Below are 12,830 nucleotides of genomic sequence, written 5' to 3'. Positions count from 1 at the left end.
CTCGTGAGGCGCTGCGTGATATGTCTTTGGTCGCCGTGACGATTCAAGGGAATAGAAGTGGATTTGATCGTCACTTTAATCGGGCTCTTGTTGATCGGCCTCGTCGTCTTCGACTTCTTGGTCACGACGATCGGAGCAGCGTCCTTTAGCCCAATCTCGAAATTCGTCGCACGCGGCGCCTTCGCCGTCGTGAGACGGTTCCCGGATGGGGACCTGAAGCACCGGCTGTCCGGAGTTGCGGTGATGTCGGCGATCGCAACCTGGTGGATCGTCGGACACGCGAGTGGATGGACGCTGGTGTTCGCCGGAGTGGAAGACGCTGTGGTCAATTCGGATACGCAGTCAGCAGCGTCGCTCACCGGTATCGCATCCCATGTCGGTCATCTCCTGTCGACCGTCGGGGGTGGCATAACTGAACCTCGAAGCGCCGGTTGGTCTCTTCTTGGCGTGCTTGTCGGTGTGAATGGTATGGTGGTACTGACGCTGTCCGTCAGTTTTGTTTTGTCGACCACTCAGACCGTAGCCCGGGGTCGAGCGTTGCTTAAGAAAGTCGACGTCATCTCGCATGTCGGCAATCATGATGATCGGATGTTATTGTTCGAGGTCGCAGATCTGGTCGCCATGCTAAACGCAGCGCCATTCGCGCTCTATTACTCGGCCGCCGATGCAGAAAGACGCCTGCCATCGGGTCTGACAAAACTTATGGATGACTGGCCACCGAGCAGTCAAAGTCATCTATGGACTATTCTGGACGAACTTCCCTGGCTGGAATTAAGCGAGAAGCCGGACGATGTGACCTCTGAATTCCATTCCTGGGCCGCGCGCTATTCGGCGTCGCCGGGGCAGTGATCGTTGTGTTAGAAGGAACAGAAGTGGGTCTGTTCATCCGGTACGGGTGCAGAGTTAAAATCTTCCCGATCGGGAATACGTCCGAAGGCGATCTTCGCGCCTAGATACCCGCCAGGAACCTCTGCCTTCGGTCCTAAAGAGATGGCTTCGGGACCCAGGTCATGCCGGAGGCGGTCCATGACCGCGCTCACGCGTTCCCATTTTTGGCGTTCTACCGCGTTGGACCGGTCATGCGCTGCGGCACCCGGCAGGTCGAATAGATCGCCTGTGGCCGACGCGTCGTCTACCAAGCCATGCAGCATGACGCTGACTGAACGTGGTTTGAAGCCGCGTGAAGACCTTGCCTCGTCCAGCCCTCTCGCAAGCGTTTTCAGGAAACACTGGTCGTCCTGCGCTGGGGGAAAGCCGTATTCTCGTTGCCAGCGTAGGGTGTCGCTCTTGCTTGCGGTGCGGGTGCGGTAGCCGCCGCCGCGGAAGCTCAGCGTCAGCTTCGTGGCTCGCAGCTCAGCCCGGCGAAGGCGGCGTCCCGCGCTGAGGCCTAGCTGTCGCGCGCAGATTGCAATCTTTGCGTTGTCGCGCCAGTCCAATGGTAACATGCGTGAATGGCCGAACATCCGCTTCTTCGTCTCCGGACGCTCCGAATGATAGCCGTGCAAGCCATTCCAGAAGCGTTCACCTTCCACGTTGCCCCAGATCGCACGGGCCTGTTTTGGGGCCAGCGCCCAAAGCCCCGAAAAATCTGTTACGTCGGCCGCAGCCAGGCGTTGTTCAATCCCTTCCGAGATACCAGGCAGCTTACGAAGCTTCAGATCGCTCAACGCTTCAGGAAGATCGGCAGCCTGAAGCAAGGCGAAACCATCCGGCTTGCTTTTTTCGGCGGCGATCTTGGCGAGCAGCTCGGTCGGGGCCATTCCGATAGAGCACGTCAGCACGTCACTAAAATTCTCTGCGAGCGCACGCTTGATACGCTCCGCCACGCCCTGTCCCTCCGCCGCTTCGCTGGGCAGCAATTCGCAGACCAACTCATCAATTGATCGTACATGGGCAATGGGGAGGCAGCTTTCGATCACCTCCAGAATGCGATCATGCAGCCGCACATAGACATCATGACGCGCAACGACGAACACCATCTCGGGAATGGCCGCGCGCGCTTCTGCGATGGGCGCGTTGCCCCTGAGCCCACGCGCCTTGGCTTCCCGACTGATGGCGATACAGCCGGTATTTGGCGAATCGAGCGGCACCACGCCGACGGGACGTCCGCGCAGGGCGGGATTGAAATGCTGTTCGGCGGTCGCGAAAAAGCTGTCGAAATCAAGGTAAAGTCGTTCAATTCCGCAGGCGCGACCGCGCATGTGATCGGTCATGCAGCTCTCCATAGGAGAGAACAGTACAAGAACAAAACCGCTGATGACAAGATACGACGATACGGACCCTATGAGGGCTGTACTGAGCGCGGCTTGTGACTTGTGTTACCTCCGGCCATGGAAGTAGGACATCGGAATAGTCAGCTTCGTTCGATAAACATCTGCGGTCTCTTCAGACTGGAACTCCGCATTGAGATTATCGGTCAGCTGCGCGACCAGCATGGAGCCGAGTTTCGTCGATGGAATATCCATGGCCCTGCGGTTGGTGGCTTTCGCGTTTTCCAGTACGATCGTGATTTCTGCATCGCTCAAATCGACCGAGAGGCGAATGTCCGTGCCAGTGTCTCGCTCCACACCGTACTTCAGGGCGTTCGTGACGGTCTCGTTCAGGATCATGCCCAACGTGATCGCCGTTTCGCTGTCGAGCGCGATATCGCTTGCGGGCAGCGTGAGAGATAATTCATCCTCAAAAATGCCTGCTGATTGCCTGGCATATGTGGCCAACCGCTCGACCAGCGACTTCAAAAACACACTGGTGCGATGTTGGTCCATCTGCATGAGACCATGGGCATCGGAGATCGCCCGAATGCGCGCACCCGCACTCGCCAGCGCAGCAGCGGCCTCAGCGGGGTCAATCGTCTCACGACGTTGCAGTTCATTCTGTTCCAGGCGGAGCATGGAGGTCGCAATCGCGAGGCTGTTCTTGATGCGGTGGTTCGCCTCGCTTACGAGGGCTTTTTGCAATTCAAGCGCGCGGGCCAGAGATTGACGGTTTTCTTCAAGATCCGTGAGATCGACGAATGTCCCGACTAGCTTCTCTCTGCGATCATCCGGGTCCGTGGCGACTTCGGCACGTATGCGCAGGAAGCGCTCAGCGCCGTCAGGAACCGGAACGCGATAATCGAACGAGGCGATCTCTCCCCTTGGAGCATCGAACACCCGCTCAACCTCCTCGTAGACGCCCGGCAAATCTTCCGGATGGACGCGCGCGAAAAAGCTCTGCGCGTTTGGACCGGCTTCGCCTTCAGCGAACCCGAACATCGCATCGACTTCCGGGCTGCGGACGAACACATCGGTTTCGCGATCATAGCTGAAGTAGCTGACCGCTGCCGTGGACTGCGCGGTACGCTTGAGGGAGTCTGACAAGCGTGCGGAAAGGACGTCGCGTGTAACATCCTTCGCGACTTGCAGGATCGCGACCACGTCCCCATCCTGCTTGACCGGAGACATGTTCATCTCCCAGTGATGTTCGACATATGCACCAGAATGGCCGCGCAGATCGTAGCGATAGGGCCCAAGGCTTTCAGCGGTGCCGCTCTCTTTGATGCGCTGAACAGAGTGTTCGATCGCAGCCTTTGCAGCGGCCCCTTCACCATCATCACTCGGTGGGAACGCCTCGAACATCGGTAGGTGCTGGACCACTCGACCGACCGATTCAGACATGACGGCATGGGCTTGGTTGCGCCACAGGAGTGTGAGATCGGTATCCGTCTTGAAGAGAAGGGCCGCAAAAGTCGCTTGCACAAGGGCTTCGAACACGAGCCCATCTACAGCGCCGCCAGCGATCACTTCGTCTGCTGATCCAATATCCGAAATTGCCATTACCCACCCACTTCTCGACCAAGTTTAGCGTATATCCTGCTCTTGGCGAAAGCCTTCTATGGCAATGGATATTTCGAACGATGCGCGATTATTCGTTAAGAGATACGTTGCAACTCGATGCTAGTGTTACTCGTTAGCGGCCTACTCGCCAGATCTGCTATCCCACCGTGCCGTGAACGGTGCGCTTACCAGCATCAACACGACAATTGTGACTGTGATCATGCCGGCCAACCAGATCTCACCGATCCCGCAAATAAGCCCTAGTGCGCCAGCGCTCCAGATACTGGCGGCCGTGCCCGCACCCTTGACAAAGTCGCCATCACGATACATCGCGCCGGCACCTAAGAAACCGATCCCAGTGATCACCCCTTGCATCACGCGGGTCGGATCCACGGTAGCACCTTCACCCCCCTGCGCGGCCAGAAGATCCTGGGTTGCAACCAGAAGCGCACAGGACACGACCGAGATGACGACATAGGGTCGAAAATCGATCGGTTTACGCCGGATGAACCGTTCCATCCCGATCGCAAGCGGGAAAATAGTCGCTGCAGTTAGTCGCCATAAAGCGGTCCACCACGAAAGCGCGTCCGGTGCGAGAAGTTCGTTCAACCAATCTCTCCCTGGATTGTGTCCAGAAATAAATAGCTGTCTTGCGCGCCAAGCGATCAAGGTATCTTGAACGCGCGACGGCCCACATATCGTTGTGTAGCGTGGACCAGGCGGCGCGTGCTTTCCCGAAAAGTCATGTTCAACTCTGCTGACAAGGAACCATACATTGGCGCGACGAGGCACCTGGATTATAGGCGCCGATCCATTGACCGCTACCTGCCGCATAGTCCATGGCAAGCCGGGTCCAATCCATCCCCGCGGCCCGTGACCAGTCCACGCCGGTTGCCCAATCTACGGCATCATCGTCATAGACGACTTTGCGCTGCGCGCCGGAGTAATCGGCAATGTGCTGCCTCTCTCGAAACGCATCGAGCCGTTGATACCACTGCTCTCCGGCCATCGACAGCAAGAGCAATTGTGTCTTCGGACTGTATTCGGCGGTGAAGAGTGTTCCGAACCCTTGGTCGTAGCGATCTTGACGTAAAGGCTTTTCGAGAAAGTGCACCCCCAGACGACTTGGGGAGATCCGCAGTCGTTTCAGATGCGCAAGCCGTTCGAGGGTTCGGGTAGAGCCGGGCCGATCAGCCGCTCTTCCCATATTCTGGTGATTGGTCGCAATCGCGCGAGGCATGATCGTCGCCCCAACGCCGGGGGCCAGTTCCACGCTTGCGGTCTGCCCCCCCGCATCCGCAAGCACCACGTTATACGCCATGTGCGATGGCACGCGCTGAAGTACGGCGAGGGCGGCGTCGACGCTGTCGCAGGTCTCGAGCACATACCGCAGGATCGTGGTGAGGCCAAAACCCTCTGCCGTCTCGGACCGGCCACCATAAGCCTGGGCGACGCTGAGACCCGCGTCGTTGATTCCGTCCGACAGACCCCAAGGAATTCGACCATGCCCATAACCGCGCGACCCGTCCAATCGGTCCGGAGCAGCAACCCCTCGTTGAGATCGGGCGACGGGTCGTAGTTGCGCACCAGCCGCACATCATCCCGGTCAGCGGCGGCAGCGAGAGAGCAGCCAACAAGATAGTGTGGCGAGCACCAAGTGAACGGAAACCGTGCGGCCCGGTCGGATCCACCCGATATTGCGACAAGCCTGTCATAGGTGCAGATCAGCTCTGGTATATGGCGCTGCAAAGCCGCGCGGCAGTGGGCGCGGCAAGGTCCCGCATCGCCGCCCCGCGCGATGAACCCGACATATAGGCGGGCAAGGACCATGTTCAGCGGGCCGCCCACTTCGGGCCGGGGGTCGGTTCATTCACTGCATCACAGGTCAGTGTCATGTCGGCCATTTTCAGTAGCCTTGGACGACGTTTCGAAGAAGAAGCGAACCATCTCGGCGCTGGCGTCCGGTCCCGTTGGATCAGTGTGCGATCCGCCGGGTTTTCCCCCTGACCAGGCATGTCCCTGTCCGTCGATCGTCCAATGTTCGAGAAATGCGGCGCCTTCCGCGTCGCAGGAGATGCGCCTTTTATAGGTGCGACCTGCGGCCTCTCCGGTATCGGTCGTCTGGACGCTCGGCCCCGGACCAACCCTGTGCGCACGCTGCGCGATGCCGTCTGCGTTTGTGAGATGCACCGTGCGATCGGCTGACCCGTGAAACAGGATTGTTCGGACACGGTGACCTGAAGCCACAGGATCGGGGCCGGCGAGCGCATCACCGGCCATCGCCGCAAATGCAGAAGGCACATCTTTGGCGGATCCGACGGGAAGGCCGGAATGCGCACCGACTGCGGCAAAAACATCAGGATAGGCTTCACCCAAGATGGCCGCCATGGCTGCGCCGGCCGAAAGGCCAGCAACGAATGTACCGTCGCGGGTGACACCGTGCTCGCTGCAAACTTTTCGAGCCAATTCAGCAAGGATCGCTGGCTCTCCACGACCTCGGCGCTGGTCGCCACGGCTGAACCAGTTCCAACACGACTGCGCATTGTCACCCCGAGATTGCGCGGGATAGATCACCACGAACCCATGCAAGTCGGCCAGCGCATTCATGCCGGTCCCTGTTGCGAAGTCCTCCGGCGTCTGGGTACAGCCATGCAGCATCATGACAACACCGCGGGCACTTTCGGATGCGCAGGCCGGGACGTAAAGGCGATAACGGCGGCTGCCGGACGGGCAGGCAAATATGTCTTCCTCGAAAGTCGCGCCGTCCGGAACAATTACCTTAGGAAAACCAGAACGCTTGGATGGCCTGGAAAGCTTGGCCAACATGCTGTCGATTGACGGTAAGCTCGCAAGGTCAATCTGCCCGGCCTGCGGCGATTGCGAGGCAAGACCATGCTGCGCGAGAGTGCGTTGAACCAGATCGGTGGCAGCCGACGCCCAAGCGGCATCGGTCGCCTGGCGCGTCGCGCCGACGTTGAAGAGTTTCATCGTGCTTCCTTTGTTGTTTGACCAGCGACCTATTTGATGCGGTCGCCGAGTGCCTTCTTGACGTCCGCGCTGGCCTGCAAAGCGCCGAGCACGGTGATTGATCCTATCGTTTCCAGTGCGAGTTTAGGCGTGACGTCGGGATCGATACGCGTCAGGCCAACGACCTTGACATGTAGGACTTCGCCCGCATCCCGCACCGCCTCGAGATCGGCGACTGTGTAGTCCCGAAGACCCAGTTCCATCGTATGCCGTTCAAGTGACTTGCTGACGCTCTCGCTATGGCTGTCCAACTGGTTGCGGATCGCTGTTCGGATCAGGTCGCTTCGATTTGAATAGAACCCCTCCTGTACCAACAGGTCGATGCGTCCCAGATCCACAAACCCCAGGTTGATCGTGATCTTCTCATTTTCAGGCTGCCTATCGCGCAGCTGCGTTACCTTTGCCATTCATTCTCCATCTGTATGGATGGTATATAGATGTTACCGTAGCGTACGCAACCACGAAATTTGAGTAAAGTTATGACCTGAGACCAGTTTCCTCCTGCAATTTGAGATAGAGTCCGTTCCACCGACGGAGAGGGACAAAATGAAGAGGCCACGGTTCAACGTGGAGCATATCATAGCGATCCTAATGCAGCAGGAGAGCAGCGTGGCGATTGCAGATGTTTGCCGCGAGCATGGGATCAGCTCGGCGATTTTCAATAAATGGAAGACGAAGTTTGGCGACTTGGTAGAGTCTAATGTATGCAAAATGAGGGCTCTCGAAACCGAGAACGCCAAACTGAAGAAGCTGCTGGCCGGACAGATGCCGGACAACGCGATGTTGAAGGATGTCGCCATGGGAGAGCCGTAATGCCCGGCGAAAACCGGAAGCTGTGGCTCACCTTTGCACACAGCATCGGGTGGGCCAGCGGTGGGAGTGCTCAGTTCTTGGCGTAGACCGGTCGAGCGTTCGGTATCACCACGTGGGTCAGGACGATGCGGACTTGCGCATGTCAATGAAAGAGGTGGCGGCTGAGCGCCGTCGATTTGGCTATCGGCGGGCGCATGGGATGCTGGAAAGACAAGGCTGGCAGGTGAACCAGAAGAAGGTGAGGCTGCTCTACGCGGAAGAAAAGCTGCGGGTGAGGAAGCGCGGCGGCCGAAGAGGGGCCCTGGGCACACGCAGGCCGATGCTGGTGCGGGAACGGCCCAACGAACGCTGGAGCCTGGACTTCGTGTCAAATGTCTTCACCCACGGGCGACGGTTCCGGGTGCTGGCCATCGTCGACAACTTCAGCAGTGAATTCCTCGCCCTGGTCGCCGACATCTCGCTGTCTGGGCTGCTTGTGACGAGGGAACTGACCGCGGTTATGGCCTGACGCGGACAGCCCAGAATGATTGCCAGCGGTATCGGGACGGAACTGACAAGTATGGCAGTGCTCAGATGGTGCCAGGAAACGCGGATCGACTGGCACTACATCGCGCCCGGAAAGCTCATGCCGAATGCCTTTGTTGAGTCATTCAACAGAAGTTTCCGGGACGAGCTCTTGAACGAAACCCTGTTCTCATCGCTAGCCGAAGCCCTTGAGCAGATCGGCGCGCGGAAGAACGACTACAAAAGGAACAGACCCCACTCATCTCTGGGCAATCTCACGCTGAAGAAGTTTGCTATGAAGTCGAGACTGGATACCAAGGCCGCATGAGGCCAGAATTCAACCGACGGATGCTCCCAAAGGCTGGAGGGAAGTCGGGTCTTAAGTCAACTAGCGCAGACAAACCGCAGTCGCATGAATTCTATTTGACCGCACACCTCCAGACAGAGCGCGCCAGAAGGCGATTTCATATCGCACACATACTGCACACGCCACCCTTTTACGCATTGAAACTATGAATAAACCTGTCCAATCCATCATGGGCGCAATGGAGAGCCTGGCGTTTTGACCTAGTTCCATTTTCAATCTTCAAACCGTTGGCGGTGACGGAGGCTACGCTGGAATACGCTGGTACATCCCTGACCGTGCCCGCCTCATTGCGAGTATCTACACATAGGAGCAGCGCACCAAAATGGCCACCGTCACTAACGTTCGCCCAAGTAGCTGTTGTACGTTTTGGTCTGGCGCGGTGCCGGAGGCCTGCTGCGGCACAGAACCTAAGCGTTGGTCACTACGGCATCCGGGTGGCCGCTGTACGGCGGTGCCGCAGGGCGAGCCACGCGAGCATCACGATCAAGCCGTAGACAGGTTCGAATCCCGCGAACAGCAGTTCCGCAATCCCGCCCCCTGCGGGTTCCGTTGGAAGATTTTCCACGGAAGACAGCGTCGACGTTTCCGTGTTGAGTTCCGGGGCGGCCGCTTCGCGGATTGTCGAGACGACGCTGACCGTGCCGTCCCAAAACGCGTGCAGGAAAACGCCCGGCCAGATGGAGCCCGTCATCAGCATGATCGCGCCGTACATGAACCCGCCCGCGGCGGCGTGGATGACTTGCACCGTCGTATCCCCGAACGGCTGGCCGCCAACCCAATTCACGTAATGCATCAAGCCGAAGATGATAGATGACCCGACAAGCGCCGATAAGGGGCCCGCTTTCGCCTCGATACCCCGGAAGAGCAATCCGCGAAACAGCAACTCCTCGAAAATGCCGATAAGCGCCACGGTTGCCAGCAGCGCCACAATGCCCGCGACTGCGGGGCCCGGCCCCTGCCCCTCAGGTCCGGTCACGCTCAATCCAACGAGCAATATGAGCGAGGTGAAGAGGAGCGGTGGCAAGAGCCACCAAAGGGATCGGTGCCGCAACGGTGTCGTCAGCCGCGCGGATTTGGTCCAGCCAAGCACTACGATCAACGCAAGGATGGAGGCGGCCAAAAGCAGCTCGCCTGTCAATTGCGCGGACATCGACGCGACATCGCTGTGGGTCTCACCGCGTCCGAAGCTGTTGGATGACAGCGCGCCGGGAATGAAGAAGTAGGCGAAATATCCGAGCACGATGACGAGCGCCAAGGCGAGCGCGTGACGATCGGCAAAGGCGTGTATTTGCTTCAACATATCGGGATCTTTCGGTGTGGACCGCGTGAGGAGGCTTGGGGGACGATGCGAAGCACTTTTACCTGTAGAAACCGTACCGAGCGGCGCCCTGTACGAAGCGCGTGTGATCGGCCAAGGTGCGCGCTACGCCGTGGCGTGTGGGCGAACGAAGAATAACTCGGATGAAAATGAACCCTCGATGCTCCCCTACCGTGATCGGGTCGGCCATCACCACTCATGGCCGAAATAGTCCGTATCAAGGGCGCGGATGGTGCCATCCTCCCACAGTGCCAGGATGTGGTTTGACAGGTCTCGGGTCAGGTCACTGTCCAGCGGCAAAGCGAACCCGTATCTGTCCGGCTCGAAAATTGGCCCCACCACGTTGAGGTTCATGTCCGGGTTGGAAATAGCGAAGTATTCGAGGACCGGGGCGTCAGCCACGATTGCATCAATACGTCCGTCGGTCAGATGTGCGACAGCCCCCGCAATTCCTGAATAACTCCGCAGGTTGTAGCCGCGCACCTGCCCGAATTCCTGCGCGATGCTCCCCTCGAACACGCCAATACGCTGACCTGGCAAATCCTCGGGGCTGTTGATCTGGTCCGTGATGGCCAGCGTCGTCATGACAGAGACGACGGACGAGGTGATATAGGCGACCACCGCGATCCCGACGATCAGCCAAAGCGCCTGCCCGATGCGCCCGATCCATCCAAACAGGTTCTTGCGCGCGGCCATCTTTCCGGAGGTCGCGATCTGCATGACGGAATAGAAACTGTGGGCCATGCCATCGCGCCAGCGCGGATGAAAATCCTTGTCGAAGCGGCGGTCGAACACGGTGAACGCGAATGTCGCGATCAAGATCACGAGAGCGAGCCAGCCATAGGCGCGAAGGTGCCCGGCATCGGCCAGGCCATTGATGAGCGCCCGGAGGCCGGTTGCGCCTTCGTCCATCACCATGATGCGAAGACCCGCATCGAACCAGGGCTGCGTGAAATCCATGCGGGCGTGACGGTCCTCGGTGATCGTCAGGTTTGTGACGGCCACGTCGATCTGGCCGCTTTCGACGGCGCGGGTCAGATCCCCAAAGGTTTCGAAACGCACGAACGTGCTCTCGCGCTCAAGCCTGTCGGCGAGCTCGTTCCACAGGTCAATCGCCAGCCCTTCTTGCGATTGATCATCGGGATACATGACGAATGGCGGACTTTCGTAGATGCCGACGGTGAGGGGCGTGTCGCCCTGCTGCCCAATCGCGCGGGTTGCCGGGATCACGGTAAGGACGATGGCCGCAGCGACCGTCAGAATGTGAATAAACCTTATGCATTTGAACCGGCGACCCACGCAATTGTGCGTTTGGATCAGGGCGCGGTCCGTGGTTGTGGTTGAGATCATGGTTTTGCCCGACACATCCTCAGCGCTTACAAAGCTGAATGTAATTGATGATTTCGAAGAACTCGCGTTGCGTTCACTTTACGCAAGCGAACAGATCGCGACGCAAATGACGCGGCTTCCGATTGAGATAAGTATGGCTACGCCATCGTCGACGATCGAGCGGAATTGCCCGGAAAACGTCGACAACACCTGCCGCTGGACTCGAACAATATGAACCTACGGTGCGGAGCCATATGTGCCAAGGGAGCGCATAGATCGACGTGGCGGTGAACGAACGGCCCGCGAGAGCCGTCGCGGTCTTCCTTTGCGACTTCCTCTGACGGCGGCTCCGAACAATCAGGAATTTCGCCACTCCACGTCCACTCAAGTTTCGGCGTCAACAACATCGGTTTGATCACGCTAAAACCCGCGGCCCACTTCGTTCGCTCAGCGCGAACGGTGCAGCCGATGCGGGCGGCATCGGTTGGCGTTGACCCCAATGCATGTCGCGGTCCACCACGGTGGCGTCACTGCCTCATTCACCACAAAGACAGGAACATGCCATGAAGTTTTCCACGATAGCCATGGGCCTGATGGCCCTGTCGCTTGCGGCCTGTGTCGATGAGGGCCCGGATCCGAATATCGGATCGTTCGAGAGATCGACGGGCATGCGGATCGACAATCCCGACGCACAGGCCGAAGGCACATTCAGAGGAGCCACGGGGGCCGATCCCAACACGGCGAACCTCGTAACGTGCTCCGACGGGCGCATGTATGAAGATTGCCGCAATTCGCCGCGCGGCTACTGACACCAACACTGGCCCGCTAAAACAGGCGGGCCACACCCACGGTCAGCGATGTTCGATCACTCTGCCGTCGCTTGGCGTGCGACAATGAAGGTCGCCGCGTCCGCCTCCAGGATCAACGCGCCGGTTTCGTCAATGCGGAAGGTGCTGACGCTTTCCAGGATCGCCGTGAAGCGCGCCTCATGCTCCATCACCGGTTCGGGGCAGAGCATTCGCGTCATCCCAATCGCACCGACGGACAGGGCAGACCCATCGAGCGTGTAGCTTCCGAAGATGCGGTTGCAGCCCGCCTCGCCCGTCATACGCCCCTCGCCGTCGAACCGCAGGCTGGACCGGACGTCGTCGGGTACCCCGCGCCCGGCGACATCTTCAACGACCCAATCGTGGCCGACCAGTTCGGAACCGGAAAGATCGCCGATGGCCTCCTCTTCCGCAATGAGCGTGCAATGAAGCGTAATTGTGTGCGCGCGCAACGTCTGAAGCGCACCTTCGAAGAAATCGCAGTCCAGCAGGTTATCCTCGTCGCTTACGCGCGCTGATCCGACATTCGCGTTGACAAGGACCGGCCCCAAAGTCAGCGCCGGATCAATCGCGGCAAGGCCGTCTTGCGGCAAGGTCACAACGCCCGTCTGCGCGGGCACCTGCAATCTGTCATATCCCAGTGGGATCATCCCGCTCTCATCGGCCTGCGCTTGGCCTTGTGGGGATGGCGCGACGAAGTAGGCAAGGGAAAGCAGGATCTCTTCGGACCGCGAGGTGAGAAGCGCCGCCGACATCTCTGAGAACGCGAGCGTCACCCGGGCCTGCCCCTCTTCCTGCGCCGCCCCGGGGCCCGCGATCAAACTCAACGC

Annotated in this window: 11 protein-coding genes and 1 pseudogene; 3 read left to right on the top strand and 9 right to left on the bottom strand. The window is 59.1% G+C overall.

Translation table 11 applies throughout. The features are described 5' to 3' along the window. Nucleotides 1-57 precede the first annotated feature (57 nt). Entirely contained in the window at nt 58-849 is a 792-nt protein-coding gene (locus KUW62_RS06790) for a hypothetical protein (protein ID WP_224814750.1), read from the top strand. A gap of 8 nt (nt 850-857) precedes the next feature. On the opposite strand, the gene KUW62_RS06785 is transcribed toward KUW62_RS06790, so the two are convergent. From KUW62_RS06785 to KUW62_RS06760, 6 genes are all read right to left on the bottom strand, one after another. Continuing rightward, complete coding sequence (locus tag KUW62_RS06785) at nt 858-2,213, bottom strand: type VI secretion protein ImpB (RefSeq protein ID WP_224814749.1); 1,356 nt, start codon at nt 2,211-2,213, stop codon at nt 858-860. 105 nt (nt 2,214-2,318) lie between these two features. Beyond that, nucleotides 2,319-3,815 (bottom strand): sensor histidine kinase, encoded by a 1,497-nt coding sequence (locus tag KUW62_RS06780; RefSeq protein ID WP_224814748.1) that lies wholly within the window; start codon nt 3,813-3,815, stop codon nt 2,319-2,321. 141 nt (nt 3,816-3,956) lie between these two features. After that, on the bottom strand, nt 3,957-4,424 hold the full coding sequence (locus KUW62_RS06775) for an MgtC/SapB family protein (protein ID WP_224814747.1): 468 nt from the start codon (nt 4,422-4,424) through the stop codon (nt 3,957-3,959). A 139-nt stretch (nt 4,425-4,563) separates the two neighbouring features. Continuing rightward, on the bottom strand, nt 4,564-5,346 hold the full coding sequence (locus KUW62_RS06770; RefSeq protein WP_224814746.1) for a C45 family peptidase: 783 nt from the start codon (nt 5,344-5,346) through the stop codon (nt 4,564-4,566). 347 nt (nt 5,347-5,693) lie between these two features. Then, on the bottom strand, nt 5,694-6,803 hold the full coding sequence (locus tag KUW62_RS06765; protein WP_224814745.1) for a PHB depolymerase family esterase: 1,110 nt from the start codon (nt 6,801-6,803) through the stop codon (nt 5,694-5,696). A 29-nt stretch (nt 6,804-6,832) separates the two neighbouring features. Then, entirely contained in the window at nt 6,833-7,249 is a 417-nt protein-coding gene (locus KUW62_RS06760) for a CopG family transcriptional regulator (protein WP_224814744.1), read from the bottom strand. A gap of 139 nt (nt 7,250-7,388) precedes the next feature. Between KUW62_RS06760 and KUW62_RS06755 the strand changes: the two are divergent. Further along, a pseudogene (locus tag KUW62_RS06755) lies at nt 7,389-8,487 on the top strand (IS3 family transposase). Nucleotides 8,488-8,947: 460 nt separating this feature from the next. Here KUW62_RS06755 and KUW62_RS06750 read toward each other — a convergent pair. After that, nucleotides 8,948-9,826, bottom strand: a complete 879-nt coding sequence (locus KUW62_RS06750) for a CPBP family intramembrane glutamic endopeptidase (RefSeq protein ID WP_224814743.1) — start codon at nt 9,824-9,826, stop codon at nt 8,948-8,950. A 207-nt stretch (nt 9,827-10,033) separates the two neighbouring features. Next, a complete protein-coding gene (locus KUW62_RS06745; RefSeq protein WP_224814742.1) occupies nt 10,034-11,194 on the bottom strand; it encodes a transporter substrate-binding domain-containing protein in 1,161 nt (386 codons plus the stop codon). A gap of 542 nt (nt 11,195-11,736) precedes the next feature. Here KUW62_RS06745 and KUW62_RS06740 point away from each other — a divergent pair. Then, the gene (locus KUW62_RS06740) at nt 11,737-11,982 is read left to right on the top strand and encodes a hypothetical protein (protein ID WP_224814741.1); all 246 of its coding nucleotides are present in this window, start codon (nt 11,737-11,739) and stop codon (nt 11,980-11,982) included. Between the two features lie 56 nt (nt 11,983-12,038). Here KUW62_RS06740 and KUW62_RS06735 read toward each other — a convergent pair whose 3' ends face one another. After that, entirely contained in the window at nt 12,039-12,827 is a 789-nt protein-coding gene (locus KUW62_RS06735; protein WP_224814740.1) for an META domain-containing protein, read from the bottom strand. Between the last annotated feature and the right edge of the window lie 3 nt (nt 12,828-12,830).

The organism is Hasllibacter sp. MH4015 (assembly GCF_020177575.1).
Lineage (GTDB): Bacteria > Pseudomonadota > Alphaproteobacteria > Rhodobacterales > Rhodobacteraceae > Gymnodinialimonas.
This window is presented reverse-complemented; position numbering and strand designations above follow the sequence as displayed.